The organism is Martelella sp. AD-3 (assembly GCF_001578105.1).
In the GTDB taxonomy this organism is placed as follows: domain Bacteria; phylum Pseudomonadota; class Alphaproteobacteria; order Rhizobiales; family Rhizobiaceae; genus Martelella.
The window spans coordinates 4437501-4454056 of record NZ_CP014275.1; the positions used below are offsets into that span (position 1 = coordinate 4437501).

General features: G+C 61.8%; 14 protein-coding genes, 1 tRNA gene and 2 rRNA genes (1 of these 17 only partly in view). 9 read left to right on the forward strand and 8 right to left on the reverse strand.

Annotation, left to right across the window (positions count from 1 at the left end; all coding sequences use genetic code 11):
- The 3 genes from AZF01_RS20525 to AZF01_RS20535 form a co-directional block, all read left to right on the forward strand.
- Positions 1 to 1664, forward strand: a 23S ribosomal RNA gene (locus AZF01_RS20525); it begins 1415 nt to the left of the window's first position.
- Positions 1665 to 2023: 359 nt separating this feature from the next.
- Positions 2024 to 2139, forward strand: a 5S ribosomal RNA gene (gene rrf, locus AZF01_RS20530).
- A gap of 218 nt (positions 2140 to 2357) precedes the next feature.
- Positions 2358 to 2434 (forward strand) — tRNA-Met (locus AZF01_RS20535).
- A gap of 280 nt (positions 2435 to 2714) precedes the next feature.
- On the opposite strand, the gene AZF01_RS20540 is transcribed toward AZF01_RS20535, so the two are convergent.
- A complete protein-coding gene (locus tag AZF01_RS20540; protein ID WP_024706813.1) occupies positions 2715 to 3602 on the reverse strand; it encodes an AraC family transcriptional regulator in 888 nt (295 codons plus the stop codon).
- 99 nt (positions 3603 to 3701) lie between these two features.
- On the opposite strand from AZF01_RS20540, the gene AZF01_RS20545 reads away from it, so the two are divergent.
- Together AZF01_RS20545 and AZF01_RS20550 are read left to right on the forward strand one after the other, a co-directional pair.
- Positions 3702 to 4460, forward strand: coding sequence for an SDR family oxidoreductase (locus AZF01_RS20545; RefSeq protein ID WP_024706812.1), 759 nt, complete (start codon positions 3702 to 3704; stop codon positions 4458 to 4460).
- A 37-nt stretch (positions 4461 to 4497) separates the two neighbouring features.
- Positions 4498 to 5454, forward strand: a complete 957-nt coding sequence (locus tag AZF01_RS20550) for a dienelactone hydrolase (RefSeq protein ID WP_024706811.1) — start codon at positions 4498 to 4500, stop codon at positions 5452 to 5454.
- A 214-nt stretch (positions 5455 to 5668) separates the two neighbouring features.
- Here AZF01_RS20550 and AZF01_RS20555 read toward each other — a convergent pair whose 3' ends face one another.
- Positions 5669 to 6112, reverse strand: a complete 444-nt coding sequence (locus tag AZF01_RS20555; protein WP_024706810.1) for an Rrf2 family transcriptional regulator — start codon at positions 6110 to 6112, stop codon at positions 5669 to 5671.
- A gap of 196 nt (positions 6113 to 6308) precedes the next feature.
- Positions 6309 to 7502, reverse strand: coding sequence for an NnrS family protein (locus tag AZF01_RS20560; RefSeq protein ID WP_024706809.1), 1194 nt, complete (start codon positions 7500 to 7502; stop codon positions 6309 to 6311).
- A 170-nt stretch (positions 7503 to 7672) separates the two neighbouring features.
- Between AZF01_RS20560 and AZF01_RS20565 the strand changes: the two genes are divergently transcribed.
- The 4 genes from AZF01_RS20565 to AZF01_RS20580 are packed head-to-tail and all read left to right on the forward strand — an operon-like array spanning position 7673 to position 11305.
- Positions 7673 to 8320 (forward strand): hypothetical protein, encoded by a 648-nt coding sequence (locus AZF01_RS20565; protein ID WP_024706808.1) that lies wholly within the window; start codon positions 7673 to 7675, stop codon positions 8318 to 8320.
- An 8-nt stretch (positions 8321 to 8328) separates the two neighbouring features.
- Positions 8329 to 9477, forward strand: coding sequence for an amino acid ABC transporter permease (locus AZF01_RS20570; RefSeq protein ID WP_024706807.1), 1149 nt, complete (start codon positions 8329 to 8331; stop codon positions 9475 to 9477).
- Entirely contained in the window at positions 9477 to 10565 is a 1089-nt protein-coding gene (locus AZF01_RS20575; protein WP_024706806.1) for an amino acid ABC transporter permease, read from the forward strand. The genes AZF01_RS20570 and AZF01_RS20575 overlap by 1 nt, the downstream gene beginning before the upstream one ends.
- Positions 10562 to 11305 carry an amino acid ABC transporter ATP-binding protein gene (locus AZF01_RS20580; protein WP_024706805.1) on the forward strand — a complete coding sequence of 248 codons (744 nt, stop codon included), beginning with the start codon at positions 10562 to 10564 and terminating at the stop codon, positions 11303 to 11305. Before AZF01_RS20575 ends, AZF01_RS20580 begins: the two co-directional genes overlap by 4 nt.
- A 47-nt stretch (positions 11306 to 11352) precedes the next feature.
- On the opposite strand, the gene AZF01_RS20585 is transcribed toward AZF01_RS20580, so the two are convergent.
- The 5 genes from AZF01_RS20585 to aztC all read right to left on the reverse strand — a co-directional run bounded on the left by AZF01_RS20585 (position 11353) and on the right by aztC (position 16552).
- Positions 11353 to 11961 (reverse strand): SCO family protein, encoded by a 609-nt coding sequence (locus AZF01_RS20585; protein ID WP_024706804.1) that lies wholly within the window; start codon positions 11959 to 11961, stop codon positions 11353 to 11355.
- A 128-nt stretch (positions 11962 to 12089) separates the two neighbouring features.
- Entirely contained in the window at positions 12090 to 13100 is a 1011-nt protein-coding gene (locus AZF01_RS20590) for a DUF1775 domain-containing protein (protein ID WP_024706803.1), read from the reverse strand.
- A gap of 62 nt (positions 13101 to 13162) precedes the next feature.
- Complete coding sequence (locus AZF01_RS20595; protein WP_152534451.1) at positions 13163 to 13525, reverse strand: hypothetical protein; 363 nt, start codon at positions 13523 to 13525, stop codon at positions 13163 to 13165.
- A 207-nt stretch (positions 13526 to 13732) separates the two neighbouring features.
- Entirely contained in the window at positions 13733 to 14353 is a 621-nt protein-coding gene (locus AZF01_RS24765; protein WP_371260706.1) for a ZinT family metal-binding protein, read from the reverse strand.
- Between the two features lie 1266 nt (positions 14354 to 15619).
- Entirely contained in the window at positions 15620 to 16552 is a 933-nt protein-coding gene (gene aztC, locus AZF01_RS20605; RefSeq protein WP_024706800.1) for a zinc ABC transporter substrate-binding protein AztC, read from the reverse strand.
- Positions 16553 to 16556: the final 4 nt, after the last annotated feature.

Genomic DNA, 16556 nt, shown 5'->3' on the forward strand with positions numbered 1-16556 from the left:
GCTCACTGGTCTAAATAAGGGTCTTTGCGCCGAAAATGTACCGGGGCTCAAGCCATGCACCGAAGCTGAGGATGTGGATTTATCCACGTGGTAGCGGAGCGTTCCGTAGGCTGATGAAGGGATACCCGTGAGGGGTCCTGGAGGTATCGGAAGTGCGAATGTTGACATGAGTAACGATAAAGAGGGTGAGAGACCCTCTCGCCGAAAGACCAAGGGTTCCTGCTTAAAGTTAATCTGAGCAGGGTTAGCCGGCCCCTAAGACGAGGCGGAAACGCGTAGTCGATGGGAACCACGTTAATATTCGTGGGCCAGGCGGTGGTGACGGATTGCACAAATCGTACATTCTTATTGGATTGAGTGTGCGGTGGAGCGGTTCCAGGAAATAGCCCCGTCGTGAGACCGTACCCGAAACCGACACAGGTGGTCAGGTAGAGTATACCAAGGCGCTTGAGAGAACTGCGTTGAAGGAACTCGGCAAATTGCACGCGTAACTTCGGAAGAAGCGTGACCCTTTGATACGCAAGTATCGGAGGGTGGCACAGACCAGGGGGTAGCGACTGTTTATCAAAAACACAGGGCTCTGCGAAGTCTTTAAGACGACGTATAGGGTCTGACGCCTGCCCGGTGCTGGAAGGTTAAGAGGAGATGTGCAAGCATTGAATCGAAGCCCCAGTAAACGGCGGCCGTAACTATAACGGTCCTAAGGTAGCGAAATTCCTTGTCGGGTAAGTTCCGACCTGCACGAATGGCGTAACGACTTCCCCGCTGTCTCCAACGCAGACTCAGTGAAATTGAATTCCCCGTGAAGATGCGGGGTTCCTGCGGTCAGACGGAAAGACCCCGTGCACCTTTACTATAGCTTTACACTGGCATTCGCCAAGGCATGTGTAGGATAGGTGGTAGGCTTTGAAGCAGGGACGCCAGTTCTTGTGGAGCCATCCTTGAAATACCACCCTTATCTTCGTGGATGTCTAACCGCGATCCGTCATCCGGATCCGGGACAGTGTATGGTGGGTAGTTTGACTGGGGCGGTCGCCTCCTAAAGAGTAACGGAGGCGCGCGATGGTGGGCTCAGACCGGTCGGAAATCGGTCGTCGAGTGCAATGGCATAAGCCCGCCTGACTGCGAGACTGACAAGTCGAGCAGAGACGAAAGTCGGTCATAGTGATCCGGTGGTCCCGCGTGGAAGGGCCATCGCTCAACGGATAAAAGGTACGCCGGGGATAACAGGCTGATGACCCCCAAGAGTCCATATCGACGGGGTTGTTTGGCACCTCGATGTCGGCTCATCGCATCCTGGGGCTGGAGCAGGTCCCAAGGGTTTGGCTGTTCGCCAATTAAAGCGGTACGTGAGCTGGGTTCAGAACGTCGTGAGACAGTTCGGTCCCTATCTGCCGTGGGTGTAGGAATATTGACAGGATCTGTCCCTAGTACGAGAGGACCGGGATGGACGTATCTCTGGTGGACCTGTTGTGGCGCCAGCCGCATAGCAGGGTAGCTATATACGGAATGGATAACCGCTGAAGGCATCTAAGCGGGAAACCAACCTGAAAACGAGTGTTCCCTATCAGAGCCGTTGTAGACGACAACGTTGATAGGCCGGGTGTGGAAGCGCAGCAATGTGTGAAGCTTACCGGTACTAATCGCTCGATTGGCTTGATCGTTCTCATTGTTCATGTTCATCGGCTTCGCCGAAGACATGATCTTTTTGTCCTGACGCTGTCGCGGCCTTTGGCCGCTGCGCTCCGGACGGGCCGCTTCGCGACGCAGGCAAGCTGCTGAGGGTCGTCCCCCGGCAGTCATTGCGACTGCTGACTGGCGAAGCGCCAATACAACAACAGACCTCACGACCTTGTATCCTTTCTTCTGCATCGCAGGGGAAGGTCGAAGCCGACAGGCTTCGCAAGGCCGACCGGCCGCCGGCGCTGATGCGCCGCCCCGTCCGGAGCGAAGCGGCGCAAGCCGCGTCAGCGTGAGGACAGAACAAACTCCAGCTTCTCGAAAACATGCTGCATTTGGCCGACCTGGTGGCTATGGCGGGGTCCTTAACACCCGTTCCCATTCCGAACACGGCCGTGAAATGCCCCAGCGCTGATGGTACTTTGTCTTAAGGCACGGGAGAGTAAGTCGCTGCCAGGTCTGCCAAATGCAGCTCAATATCTTCTCATAACGGCGACTGCCGATCTCAAGCCGCCCCCAAAGCGGCTTTTTGCATTGCCGCAACAAACACGAAACAACGCGGGCTCGAGTAGCCCTCCGGCCCGCAGGAAGCAAAACTTCCAAGCACCGACAAACAAAATTCCGGGCAAAGCGCAAGACCAACCGTCTGCAACCATTCCCCGGAAGCTCAGAAATAACGCGGGGTGGAGCAGCCCGGTAGCTCGTCAGGCTCATAACCTGAAGGCCGCAGGTTCAAATCCTGCCCCCGCAACCACCGATACAAACAAACCCGTAGCATTCGCTGCGGGTTTTGTTGTTTTTGATGCCTTTCCAATAGCTTGACGCTCCGTCAACACAAGGATCTGACCCAGTTCGCCGGCACGCATATCGACCATCAGGATGACACGAGCTTCACCGCGGGTGGCGCATTCGTTTCGCTCGATACACCGCGCCACGCGGGAATGGTCTGCCACGGCAGTAGACCCTTCCAATCATATCCGCGAACCGCATAGGCGCCGCGTTGGCGGAGGTCGTCCGGGTCAGCGGGCCGGGCATCAACTCCGCTGATAGGTGCCGGGTGACATGCCGACATGGCGGCGGAAGGCTGTGTTGAAGGCGCTGACCGAAGCATAGCCGACCCGCTGGGCGATTTCCGCTGTTGCGACCCTCTGTTGCAAAAGCTGCTTTGCAAGTGCCATGCGCCAGCCCGTGACATAGTTCATCGGGGTCACGCCAATCTCGCGCTGGAAGCGGGCATAGAAAGTCGACCGGGACATTGCGGCGTCTTTCGCAAGGCTTCCGGCGCTGATGCCGCGAGCCGGATCCTCATGGATGCGCCGGAGCGTCGGGGCGAGCTGGGGATCGGCCATGCCGCGCAGAAGACCTGGCGTTGCATAGCCGCCGCCCGCCGATCGCAGCGCCTCGATAAAAAGCACTTCCAGCAGATGCGAGAGCACAATCGCGCGCGCGGTTCGTCTGGCGCCGGTTTCCTCGTTGATCATCCGCACCAGAAGTATCAGCCTCTCCGCACCGCGCACGTGGATGAGGTCGGGCAGCAGCGAGACGAGAAGCGCCTTGTCGTTGGCGCGGAAGGCGCAATGGCCGACCATTGCCTGGATTTCGACAGGCGCTGCGGGATCGCCCAGCCTGAAGACACCGGGGCTGGTCTCAAGACGTTGCGCAAGCGCCCCGCGCGGTGGCGGCTGAAGGCTGCTCATCGTGAAGGCGTAAGCCTCCGGAATGAGGACGAAGTCGCCGGCCCCCAGCACCATGGGCATCCTGCCGGCGACGGTCAGAAGGCATTCGCCATCGACCACGGCGCAATAGAACGGGCTGCCAAGATCGGTGCGTTCCACAAGCCACTGCCCGCCGCCCGTCACCTGCTTGGCGATAGAGGGCATCGGTTTGAGCAACGAGACGACTTCTGCGACGGGATCGATCACGATTTCGGACTTTTGATAAAAGAAGATGGACATATAGATATAGAATGTCCGGAGAAGCAAGTCCATCTTGGCGCAACATCATTATTAGGAGATATGAGAATGCCCAGGATACTCGTGACCGGCGCCTCTTCCGGATTTGGACTCGCCATCGCCCGGACCTTCCTTTCCAGAGGCTGGGACGTCGCGGCGACCATGCGCGACCCGAAATCCGATCAATTGCCTGTTTCGGACAAGCTTCAGCTCCTGCCGCTCGACGTAACCGATGCGAAGAGCATCGAGAGCGCTGTCGCCGCGGCAGGACCACTCGACGCACTGGTCAACAATGCTGGCGTCGGCATGCTGAATGTGCTTGAGGGAGCGGACATGGAGAAGGTCCGGGAGTTGTTCGAGACCAATGTTTTCGGCGCGTTCGCTGTGACCAGGGCGGTTCTGCCGCAATTGCGGATGCGCGGCGCGGGGGTCATCGTCAATATCAGTTCCAGCGTCACACTGAAGCCGTTGCCTGCCCTTTCGGTCTATAGTGCCAGCAAGGCGGCGCTGAATGCCTTTACCGAGAGCCTCGCCCTTGAGGCGGGTCTCTTCGGTGTGCGCGCGCGTCTGGTCCTGCCGGGCTCGGCGCCAACTACGGACTTTGGCAAGAATGCCGTGGCGCGCATGGGCATGGACATTCCCGAGCCTTATACCGCCTTCGTTCACGACTATCTGGCAACGCTTCGCTCCGGCCCCCTGGTCACGACGGCGGAAGATGTCGCCGCGGCCGTCTGGCTGGCCGTGACGGATGAGAATGCGCCGATGATGATCCCCGCAGGCGCGGACGCGCGCGCGCTGTTCAACGAAGAAGATCGCGCCACGGCTTGATCCCGTCTTCCACGCAGCCCATTCAGGAGCTTGACCCATGAACAATCTGATCGATCTCGCGCGGCACCTCCCCGCGCCGGAGGCGGCGCTGACCGTCTCCTATACGCCCATCCGCCTCGCAATGGGCGGCCGTCAGCCGCTGGAATTGCGGCTGACGGCCCATGCGAGCGGGAACAGGCTTCCCATTGTGCTCCTGTCCCATGGCTTTGGCCCGTCGCACTACATCCCCTCGAAGGATGGCTATGCGCCGCTTGCACAGTTCTGGGCGGAACGCGGATTTGCGGTGATCCAGCCGACCCATGCCAGCTCCCGCGTCGGCGGTCTGCCGGCGGATGCAGATGGCGCGCCGTTCTTCTGGCGCGAGCGGGTAGCGGAACTTCAGCTCATTCTCGACCGTCTGGACGACGTGGAGCAACAGGCAGCCGGCATTGCCGGCAGGCTGGACAGGGAACGCATCGCGGCGGTCGGCCATTCCTTCGGCGGACACACCGTTTCACTGCTGCTCGGCGCGAAGTTGCATGGTGAGGATTTCTCCGATCCGCGGATTTCCGCCGGAATGCTGCTGGCCGCGCCCGGGCGCGGCGGCAACGATCTGACAGAGGAAAACGCCGCGCGTTTCCCGTTCTTCGACGTCGACTTCTCAACGATTGCGGCCCGGACCCTCGTCGTTTGCGGCGATGCGGACAATCCGCATTTCACGCCGCGCGGCCCGGAATGGCACGCCGACGCCTTTCATGACGCCAGGGGAACGGACGGCGATCTCCTGACGCTCCATGGTGTTGGCCACGGGCTTGGCGGCATAGCGGGCCTGGACGCGAAGGAGACGGAGACCGAGGCGCCTGATGTGCTGGAAGCGCTGAAACGCCTCACGCTCGCCTGGCTCCGGACGGCCCTTGGCGTCGATCCGGATGCCTGGATGCAGAGCCGCGCGGCGCTCGAACAGTCCGCACCCTCGCTCGGGCATGTGATCTCCCAAAGACCGGCAACGCAATAACGGGCGGAGCCGTACCGCAAGCGGCTCCCGCCCCGCGCGGCGTGGAGCCGTGATGCCGAGGGCGGCAGATTGCCTCACGCGGCGATCGGCGGCGCTTGGTGACGCCATTCATCCGCGCCGCCCGCCAGCTTCGACGGACAGGCGGAAATGCGCCGGCCCCTCCTGTTCCCGCAAGGCGACGCGACGGATCTGAAAGCCGTCTCGTCGTTTCGCCTTATGACGGGGAGGTCCGTTCCGGTGAACCCGGCCCGAAGACCTGAGGCGACAGGACGATATCGGCAAGGGTGTAGTGATCGAAGACGCCGAGGAAGGATGTGAGCGCTTCGTTCAGTATCGTTGGCAGCTTGCAGGCTTTCGTGACCACGCACTGATTTCCGGTCGCAAAGCATTCGACAAGCGCGAAATCGGCCTCTGTCGCGCGGATGACAGCGCCGAGATTGATCCGCTCGGGCGACATTGCCAGCCGGAAGCCGCCGGAGCGCCCGCGTACGCTGGCCAGATATCCGTGTCTGGTCAGAACATTCACGACCTTCATAAGATGGGTCTTCGAGACCGAATAGGCCGCAGACGTCTCTTCGATCGTGACCAGCCGGTCGCCGGCCGAAGCTGCATACATCAGCACGCGCAGCGCGTAGTCGGAAAAGGTTGTCAGACGCATCGGCGCGCTCCCTGGAGGCTGCGGCGGCTGAATGCGGAGGATCTTCCGCATCCGGACGCGCGTCCTATGTCGGTATTATCATATATCGGCGATGTCTTTCGTCGGGAGACGGATCAAACCATGACGAATTTTCTGCTCGAGATCCGCGCGCAACCGCCATCACGCCCTTTCCGTCGCTGGGCCGGCTCAGACCGTTTCAGTTACGGGGCCTGAACAGCATTGGACCGTAGACCAGGCAGAAGCCCGCAAAGGCGAGAACCCATGCCAGTCCTGCTAAAGGCATCAACGAGAACGTCCAGCCAGGATTGAAGGCAGCGGCAAGACGCAGGACCAGTGCGATCACGATGGCCAGATAGATTGCCGCCGTCGCCGGCGGCGCCGTCAGCGGATAGCCGGTGTGGCCCCGGCTGGCGCGGGTCATGATCGCAAGCGTCATGCCGCCGATGGCGCCGACGGTCCAGCAGTGTATGGCAGCGCTTTCCGCGCCGGCGCTTCCCGTAAAGGCAGCATAGCCGGAGAACACGAAGCCGAGACTGACTGGCAGGAATGCAAGATGCAGGATGAAGACCAGCGGCTCGGCCAGCGTTTTCAGAGGTCGCCAGCGCCATTGCCGGAACAGGTTGAAGGCACCGATGGCGATCAGAAACATACCCAGCATCGGCTCTTCTCTGTCAAATGCGGGAAACGCGACCCATGCGCCAAGACCGGCGGCGCTCATCACCATCACGAACCGGTCGAATTCGCCGAAAGCAGGCGGCAGAGCCGGAGAACCCTGCTTCTTGAGCCAGTTGCGGGTGAAGCTCGGAACCACCCGGCCGCCGATGATCTGGATCAGCATGATGATGAGGGCAATGGCGGCGCGTTCGGCATAGACCGACGTGCCGTAGCGGATGTTTTCGTAGTAAAACAGGATCTGCGTGGCGGTAAACAGCGAAAGGACCACGATCACCTTCAGGTTCCGCCAGTTGCGCCCGGCGAGGATTTCCCGCGCCAGAAAACCGATCAGCGCCAGCGGAAAGGCGAGAGCCGCGAGATAGACAAGTGCTGGCGGGAGCGAAGCGGAGAAGCCGACGATAGCCCGCGCGCCAAGCCAGAGGCCGAACAGGCCCGCAAGCGGCCGGCCGACGACCGGCAGGCGGCCCGTCCAGTTGGGAACGGCCGTCAGAAGAAAGCCCGCGATGATCGCCGGTACATAGCCGTAAAGCAGTTCGTGGACATGCCATGACACGGGCGTGAACATGCTCGGCACCTGGATAAAGCCCAGATACCAAGGGACCCACAGCGCGATCAGCAGGGCGGCGTCAAGCGCGCCGAAGAAGAAGAACGGCCTGAAGCCATAGCTGAAAATCGCCGGTCCTTGCCATGCGCGCAGTCTTGCCATTGTCGTCATTGTTCGTCTCGGCAATCATGTTGGTTGAGTACGGGTTGAGCGGAACACGGGCACACCGGTCAGTATGGGCCGGCGAGTGGCAAGCTAGCCGGAATAAAACATGTATTTTATATTCATCTTTTGTCACGCCGGTCAATGTCCGTCCGTCCGGCGGGTCAAGTTGACGCAGGTTGGTAGCGGAGATTGGGAAAGCGCGATGCCTGGATTCGATAGCTGAAAGCCTCCTTTGTGCGTCCGAATGGACGCACGGCGCTCTACGCCGTCGGCAACTCGAACCGGTTGCGCAGCCCGAACAGCTCGGTCGTGAAGCCGCGGACGAGAGTAGAAACACCACCGCCGGCCGTCAGGCTTTCTTCTCCGGCCGCTGCGATGCGCTGATCACCGATGCCGGCGCGCTCGCCTCCGTGCGCGCGACGATGGCGGACAATCCGGACGACTACGTCATCTTCCCGGCAACGCCCTATATGGATGCGCTGACGCCTGCCGTCCGCCATGGCGATGACCAGTGGCTCGATATCGTGACCTGGTCGATCCAGGCGATGATCGCCGCCGAGGCATTCGGGCTTACCAGCGGGAATATCGACGACTATCTCGACAGCGACGATCCGCGCATCCGCCGGTTTCTGGGCACGGATCCGGGCAATGGCGCGGCACTCGGCCTCAGCGATGACTTCGCCTACCGCATCGTGAAATCCGTCGGCAATTACGCCGAGGTCTATGATCGCAATGTCGGCATGGACAGCCCGCTGAAGCTGGAGCGAGGCTATAACGCGCTGTTCAGCGACGGCGGGCTGATGTTCCCGCTGGCCTTTCAGTAAAGCCGGTCATGCTGTCGCTCTGGTATTCACAACGGGCCCGATCCTGGGCCATGCAGATCGCCCTTCTGGGCGGTCTGGTCCTGTTCGTCTGGTGGCTTGCGGGCAATACGCATGAAAACCTGACCGAACGCGGCATCCGCACCGGCTTCGACTATCTCTGGCGGCCGGCGCGCTTTCCGATTTCCGAAAGCATCGTCCGCTATGATGCATCGGACAGCTTCTTCTGGGCCTATGTCGTCGGTCTTGCCAATACGCTGTGGCTGTCGTTCCTGTCGATCCTGTTTGCAACGCTGCTCGGTCTGGTGGTCGGCCTCTCGCGCCGCTCCGCCCATCCGCTGCTGTCGCGCTTCGCTGGTACCTATGTCACCGTGCTGCGCAACGTTCCGCTCATCGTCCAGCTTCTCTTCTGGTATGCCATCGCCACATCGCTGTTTCCCGTACCGCGCGAGGCGCTCAATCCGCTGCCCGGCGTGTTCCTGTCCATTCGCGGCGTCTATGCCCCGGCCCTGACGCTCGGACCGGGCGCCAGCATGCTGCTGATCGTCGCGGCGTTTCTGTTTGTGGTTGCGCTCGCCGCCGGTTTCAAGCTTTCGGCGGGAAAGCGCCTGCCGGCGAAGGCTGCGAGCGTCGGCCTCTTTGTCTGCCTCTGGGTGGCAGTCGTCGTCTGGCTTTCGGGACGGCTCGGCCATCCGATCGGCCTTGAGGCTCCGGCGCTGAAAGGGCTCAATTTCAGGGGCGGCATGGTGCTGTCGCCCGAATTCGCCGCCATCATCACTGGCCTGACGATCTACACCTCCGCCTTCATCGGCGAAATCATCCGCGGCGGCATCGATGCCGTCGAGAAAGGCCAGTGGGAAGGCGCGCGCGCCCTGGGGCTCAGCGAACACCACATCATGTTCCGGATCATCCTGCCGCAGGCGCTCAGGATCATCGTGCCGCCGATGACGTCGCAATATCTCTCCACCGTCAAGAACACCACGCTTGCCGTGGCGGTCGGCTATCCCGAGCTCGGCCTCGTGGTCAACACGGTGATCAATCAGACCGGCCAGGCGATCGAGAGCATCCTGATCATGCTTGCGGTCTTCCTCAGCATTTCGCTCTCCGTTTCCGCTTTCATGAACTGGTACAATGCGCGCGTCGCATTGGTGGTGCGCTGATGACCGATATTACCTTCAAGACCGCCGCCGATGCGCCGCGGAAACCGCCCAGGGCAAAGCGCAAGCCGCTGCTGAAGCTGCTGTTCGGCGATCTGCTGTCGGCATTCCTCACGGTTCTGGCCGTCCTCATCATCCTCGGCCTTATCCCGGCCTTCAATTGGGCCGTTCTCGATGCCCACTGGGTGGGCGGCCCGGCGGCATGTCAGGGCGGCGGGGCGTGCTGGAGCTTTATCGGCGCCAAGGCGCGGCTGATCCTGTTCGGTCTCTATCCGCCGCAGGCGCAATGGCGGGCTACCATCGTGATTGTGCTGATCGTCGCCATGGTGCTCGTTTCGCTGTCGCCGAAATTGTGGAACGCGCGGCTGTCGCTGGTCTGGGCCGCCGCGATTGCCGCCATGCTGGTGCTGATGGGCGGCGGCGTGCTGGGGCTCGACGACGTGCCGACGTCGAAATGGGGCGGCCTGCCGGTGACGCTGCTTCTGGCGGTGCTTTCGCTCGGCCTTGCCTTTCCGCTGGCCGTGCTGCTGGCGCTGGGGCGGCGGGGTAAATTGCCCGTGGCGCGCGCGATCAGCATTTTCGTGATCGAGCTTGTGCGCGGTCTTCCGCTGGTCGGCCTGCTGTTCGTGGCGGCGATCCTGCTGCCGCTGCTGCTGCCGCCGGAATGGACGGTCGACAAGCTCGGCCGCACGCTTGCCGCGCTGACGATCTTCGCCGCCGCCTATCTGGCGGAGGTCATTCGCGGTGGCCTTCAGGGGCTTGACGACGGGCAGATCGAGGCCGCCGAGGCGCTCGGCATTCCCTACTGGAAGATGATCTGGCACATCGTTTTGCCGCAGGCGATCCAGAACGTGATCCCGCCGCTGACCAACACCGCCATCGTGATGATCAAGAACACCTCGCTGGTGCTGATCGTCGGCGTGTTCGACATGCTGAGCGCGGCGCGCAGCGCCAGCACCGACCCGGCATGGCCGGCGCCTTCCACCGAGGCCTATCTGTTCGTCGCGGCGATCTACTTCATCATCTGCTTTTCCATCTCAATCTATTCGCGCCATCTCGAACGGGGCGTAGCCGCAAGGACACACGGATGAAACCTGCGATCGAAATCGATAACATCGACAAATTCTACGGCGATTTTCACGTGCTCAAGGGCGTGTCGCTGACGGTTGCGGCCGGCGAGAAAGTGGTGGTGTGCGGGCCGTCGGGATCGGGCAAATCGACGCTGATCCGCTGCATCAACCGCCTCGAGGAGCATCAGGCGGGCCGGATTGTCGTCAACGGCGTCGAGCTTGGCGACGATCTGCGCAATCTCGATGCCGTGCGCCGCGATGCCGGCATGGTGTTCCAGCATTTCAACCTGTTTCCGCATCTGACAGTGCTCGAAAACTGCGCTTTGCCGCAGATCCTGTCGCGGCGCACGCCGCGCACGGAAGCGGAGACGGCGGCGGAAACCTTCCTGAAACGGGTCCGCATTCTCGACCAGGCGCCCAAATTTCCCGGGCAGCTTTCCGGCGGGCAAAAGCAACGCGTTGCGATCGCGCGGGCGCTCTGCATGCGGCCGCGGATCATGCTGTTCGATGAACCGACCTCGGCGCTCGATCCGGAGATGATCCGGGAAGTGCTCGACGTGATGGTGGAACTCGCCGATGACGGCATGACCATGGTGGTCGTCACCCATGAAATGGGCTTCGCCCGCCAGGTCGCCGACCGCGTTGTCTATATGGAAGCCGGCGGGATTGTCGAAACCGCCGCCCCGGATCAATTCTTCGATGCGCCCGAGGACGATAGAACCCGACGGTTCCTCTCCAGTATTCGCACGATGATCCACTGACGGTTGGGATCCGCAGGCCGATAACGCATAAAGGCCTCCGGCGCGTTTCAGCCATTGTCGGTGTCGATCAGCCTTTTCAGCTTCTCGATGGCCGTATCGTGGTCCTCCTGATAGGCGATGGTGCTCTGCAGCACGCCGCCATCATTCAGGAGGAATACCGAGGCCGTGTGGTTCATCGTGTAGTCGCCCTCCGGGTCGTTCGGGTCGAGCGGCACCTTTTCGTAGTAGATGCCGAAGCCGTCCGCCATGGCGCGGACCTTGTCCGGATCGCCGGCAATGCCGATGACGCGGTCGGTGACGTTGGACAGATAGCGCCGCATCATCTCCGGCGTGTCCTGTTCCGGGTCGACGGTCACCCAGTAGGCGTCGATCCTGTCGCCATCGGGATCAACCTCGTGCAGCCAGCCATTGAGCTCGTAAAGCGTGGTCGGGCAGACCTCCGGGCAATGGGTGAAGCCGAAAAACAGCGCGGTCGGCTTCTGGCGGAAGGCGGCCTGGGTGATCTCGGAACCGTCATCGGCGGTCAGCGTGAAGTCCGGTCCCATCGGGATATGCATCATTTCTTCATTGGTCTCGCCGATCTGATAGACCAGCCAGACGATCACCACGCAGATTACTGCAATGGACCCCCAGAGGGCCCTTCTGAAGTTCTTCATGTCCTGAATTCCTGCCTTGCGCACACGGGTCCGCGGGGCCGTCGCCAGCCCGGCAGACGCTCTTGTGCGATTTGGGAACGCCCCGCATCGCCAGTCAGGCTGCGCGGGGTCGGTGCGGTGTCCGAAACTCAGTTCGCCTTCATGTCGCCATGGTCGGCGTGGTCATGATCCATGCCATGCATGTCGTGGCCGGCTTCCTTCGCGGCGATGCTCTTGACGGCGAAGGGCACGGTCACCTTTCCCGCCTTCTCGAAGGTCAATTCGACATCGACGACCGTATCTTCGACAAGCGGACCATTCAGTTTCATGAACATGATGTGCAGGCCGCCCGGCGAAAGCTCCACAGTCTCGTGGGCAGGAACCGGAATACCATCGGTCATCTGGTACATCTTCATCACCTCGCCATCCATGCGCATGTTGTGAAGCTGCAGGTCGCCCGCGGCATCGGATGAGGCGGCGATGAGGCGATCGTCGGTATCGCCATTATTGGTGATCGACAGGAACCCGCCGCCGACGGGCGCGCCGGGCAGGGTGGCGCGGGCGAAGGCGCTGGTGATGTCGAGATCCCCGAGTGTCACGTGGTCCGGCGCCATCGCGTCGTCGTGGCCGTGATGGTCGTCGCCGCCCTTGGCAGCGGTGAGGGTCAGTTTCGGCGCCGGCTCGCCGTCGCCGGTCTCGCCCGTGGCGGTCCAGTGGTTGGCGCTGCCATCGGCGCAGAGCTGAACGGCCGGGAAATAGAGCACCGTGCCGGGGGCGATATCGGCCGACAGCGAGCCGCGCATCACGAACTCGTCGTAATAGGCGTCGGGCAGTTCGCCGCCCTTCCAGATCACCTCGGTCACGCCTTCGCTGACCGGCGTGCCATGGTTCATATAGGTGTTGGCATAGGGACCGGTGACGGTTTCGAGCTGCCAGCCGGCATGCGGCATCGGTTTTACGCTGTAAAAGCCTTCCGGCACCTTGACGCGGATTTCGGTGGTCGCCGCGCCATCGCAGCCGTGCGGCACGCGGATGACGGCCTTGTAGCTGCTGCCGGCCGGTGCTTCGCCGGTTTCGAGCGTCATGTGGGCATTGGCGGCGGAAAGGCTGGCAAGGCTGATTGCGCCGGCCCATGCGAGACGGGTCATGAACGTGGTCATGGAAATACTCCGTTTGGAATTGTCTTGATTTTTCGGGCTGGCAGAAGCCCGGGTCATAAAAATCAGACAGCGAACGGCGGAGCGCGCGGATTGTAATGGCTTGTGTAGACGACGCGGGACGGTGTCTCGTCTTCAAATGCGAGATCATGCGCCAAGAGGCAGGTATAGGCCGGGACGGCCTCGTCCGGCGGTGGCGGCAGGATGGCGGCATCCTGGCGGCAGGCATGGCAGGGACCGTGGCTCATGGCCCCGTCATCGCCGGGCCCGCTGCCGCAGAGAACGGTCTGGGACGATGCCAGAAGCGAACCGGCCTCATGGTGGGTCAAAGCCGGCATGAAGGGCTGATAGATAAAGGCAAGCGCAAAAACGGCGATCACGGCCAGTGCCGCCGCCAGCTCCCGCATCGCTGCCTTCAATCCCTGCAAACCCAAAACCTCCCCATCATTCCGCTGTTCCGCCGCAGCATGCAGCATGTCGGCCAGACAAGAATGGAAGCCGCACGTTATTGCAACTTGTCAATTTGACGCAAGCGAAATGCGAGGTCGAGCGCGCCGATTTCATGCGCTGTCCTGAACATTCGGTGCGTCCGGCCCTGGGCGGCCGGACGCCTGTTTCTGCCTTTCACACAAGGCTCAATGCGCGAGCATCTCGTCGACGATCTGGTCACTGTCGAGCGATGACGGGTAGTAGGTCGGCCAGTTGGTGAGCTCTTCCAGCAAGGCCGCGCGGTCGTCACCCCAGTAGAGGTGATAGTGATCGGCGTCGGCCGGTGCGATCCGGTGGTCGGAGAACTGGATGAACTGCGGGGCCGCCTCGTCGCCGCTGGTCTTTTCGAAGATGAAGCGGACGCCCCTGTTGCCCTTGGCATAGGTCAGGATTTCATAGCCGTCGCTTGCGTACTGACCTTCGACCGCCGCGCCATCCCTATAAAAGGTGACGTCGTGGCCATTGATGGTGATGCGCTCGACATCGGTCTCGTAGCCGGTATCGTAATAGTCCTTGTATTCCTCGGCGGTCATCTCGCCGGTCTCGGCCTTGTGTTCCATTACCGGGTCGAGCGTGCCGTCCTGAAGATAGGGATAGACCGACTGCCAGTCGCCGGCCCAGTCGGAAAGGGTGCGATCCGCGATCTGGCTGTCCTCGAAATAGCCCTTGGCGATCTGCGGGTCGCCATGATCGTGGGCATGCGCTTCGTCGCCATGAGCGTGATCGTGGTCATGGCCTTCGTGGTCATGTTCGCCCTCGTGGACCATGCCGCTGCCGCCGGCAACGGCGATGTTGTAGGGCGTGCCGCCGATATCGATCGTGCCGACTTCCGTGAAGCCGTCCTTGGCGATGCGGCGGACGAGGCCGGCATTCGGGTCGCTCATCACGATCTCGTCACCGGCCATGGCGATGCGCGGACGCGGATCGTTCCAGTGGCCGTCCATCGAATAGGGTCCGGTGACCTTGGCGCTTTCCGTGAGGCTGGCGTCCAGAATGTCGATCTGGTGCAGGCTGCCATCCTCGGTCAGGACATAGCCGAAACGGGCATTGGCCGGATCGAGCGCGAAATCGACGCGACGGAAGGGCAGTTCGATGTAACGGAAATGCGGCTCATCGGCCGGGTCGATGACGACAAGGCCGTTGGATCCGTAATTTCCGAGAAAGACCTGCATGCTTTTTGCGCCCAGCAGGATGCCCGTCGTCTGGTCGTCCGGCAGGTCGTCCGGATAGGTCAGCATTTCGAAGACGGGGCCGTCTTCACCGGCGGTCACGGCCAGCACGCCTTCCTGGCAACCGGCGGCGAGATAGGCGCCGGAGAAGGCTTCGCCATGGATGCCGGTGCAGGTCGCGACATCGCCGGTCGGCTCGCCGTCTTCGGTCACGGCGCGCAGGCCGATGCGGGTGCCGTCGACCGGCGTGTCGGTGGCAACGGTCGTGACCCAGTATTGGCCGACGGGGGCCGCAAAGCCGTGATGGGCGCGTTCCTGCTTCAGCTCGCTGGTTTCAATCTCGCCGTGGGAAAGCTCGTGAGCATCGACGATTGCGGCATAACCGCCCTTGTCGAAATTGATGACCACCTTGCCGTCATGATCAATGATGTGGAACGGGCGCGGACCGGTGAGGCTGCCCTCGACGGCCGCCGGCTCCTCGATATCGATATCGGAATGATCGCCATGGGAATGCAGCGAGATGCCGCTGTCGATGAAATGCACCGCATCACTGTCCGACTGCACGGCGACGATGGCGGCGCCACCGTTGACCGCGTAGAGCATGTTCTGGCCGGTGGTGTCGAAGGACCAGCGATGGTCGGGCTCGCTGAGGTCGAAGGCCGTGATTTTCGCATCGGCATGGTCGCCGACGAAAACCCGGTAGAGGGTGACGCTGTCCCCATGGTCTTCGGCAGACGCCGCCGGAGCGCCAAGTGAAATCGCGAGTGCGGATGCACCCAGGATCCATCGTTTCATATTCGTCTCTCCTTGATGGTATAACGTAACGACGATGGGCAAGGTTCGGCCTCGCCCTTTTTATTGGTGTCAGCCGTTGTTGATGGCCGTCGCGAGCGTTTCAACGTTGTAGTGCATCATGTCGATATAGCGGGGCGCGGGGCCATCGGCCGAAGACAACGCATCCGAATAGAGCGTTCCCCCAAGTTCCAGTCCGGCTTCGGACGCGATCTGTTCGACGAGGCGGGCGTCGGAAATGTTTTCGGCAAAGACGGCCGCCGCGCGCTTCTCGCGGATTTCGCGGATCAGCGAGGCGACATCCGCGGCGGAGGCTTCGGACTCGGTCGAAACGCCCTGCGGCGACAGGAAGGCTATTCCGTAGTCGCGCTCGAAATAGCGAAAGGCATTATGGGCGACGACGGCGACGCGGCGGTCCTCAGGGATCGCATCGACCGTGGCCCGGATCTCCGCATTGAGCGCCGTCAGATCGTCGAGATAGGCCTCGGCATTGGCCTCGTAGGTCAGGCAGCCTTCCGCATCGGCGGCGCAGAAGGCTTTTTCGATGTTCTCGACATAGACCTTGGCATTTTTGACCGTCTGCCAGGCATGCGGGTCGTTCGGCGCGGCGTGGAAGATCGCCTTGCCGTCGATGTAGTGATAATGGCCGCCATTGGGATCGTTCAGAATGTCGGCGCCATCGGTCACGGTGGTGATCGGCGCATCCGTTTGGCTGGCCTCGATCAGGCGGTCCATGAAGCCTTCGAGCTGCAGGCCGTTGACGAGGATGACGTCGGCCCGCGCCAGCGCCATGGCATCGGCTGGGCGCGGTTCATAGACATGGGCGTCGCTGTCCGGTCCGACCAGCGTTCGAAGCGTGATGCGGTCGCCGCCGACCTGTTCGGCAAAATCGCCGATGATCGAGAAGCTGGCGACCACGGCGAGCTTGTCATCCTCGGCGTGGGCGGGCGCGCAGAATGCAGCGGTGACGATCAGGCTTGTGAAAAGGGCTGTCAGTGTCTTCATGTTG

Excerpts from the sequence above, each read along its gene's own strand:
- AZF01_RS20545 (WP_024706812.1), top strand. The coding sequence starts at position 3,702 with ATGCCCAGGATACTCGTGACCGGCGCCTCTTCCGGATTTGGACTCGCC.
- AZF01_RS20550 (WP_024706811.1), top strand. The coding sequence starts at position 4,498 with ATGAACAATCTGATCGATCTCGCGCGGCACCTCCCCGCGCCGGAGGCG.
- AZF01_RS20555 (WP_024706810.1), bottom strand. The coding sequence starts at position 6,112 with ATGCGTCTGACAACCTTTTCCGACTACGCGCTGCGCGTGCTGATGTAT.
- AZF01_RS20560 (WP_024706809.1), bottom strand. The coding sequence starts at position 7,502 with ATGACGACAATGGCAAGACTGCGCGCATGGCAAGGACCGGCGATTTTC.
- AZF01_RS20570 (WP_024706807.1), top strand. The coding sequence starts at position 8,329 with ATGCTGTCGCTCTGGTATTCACAACGGGCCCGATCCTGGGCCATGCAG.
- AZF01_RS20575 (WP_024706806.1), top strand. The coding sequence starts at position 9,477 with ATGACCGATATTACCTTCAAGACCGCCGCCGATGCGCCGCGGAAACCG.
- AZF01_RS20580 (WP_024706805.1), top strand. The coding sequence starts at position 10,562 with ATGAAACCTGCGATCGAAATCGATAACATCGACAAATTCTACGGCGAT.
- AZF01_RS20585 (WP_024706804.1), bottom strand. The coding sequence starts at position 11,961 with ATGAAGAACTTCAGAAGGGCCCTCTGGGGGTCCATTGCAGTAATCTGC.
- AZF01_RS20590 (WP_024706803.1), bottom strand. The coding sequence starts at position 13,100 with ATGACCACGTTCATGACCCGTCTCGCATGGGCCGGCGCAATCAGCCTT.
- AZF01_RS24765 (WP_371260706.1), bottom strand. The coding sequence starts at position 14,353 with ATGGTCCACGAGGGCGAACATGACCACGAAGGCCATGACCACGATCAC.
- aztC (WP_024706800.1), bottom strand. The coding sequence starts at position 16,552 with ATGAAGACACTGACAGCCCTTTTCACAAGCCTGATCGTCACCGCTGCA.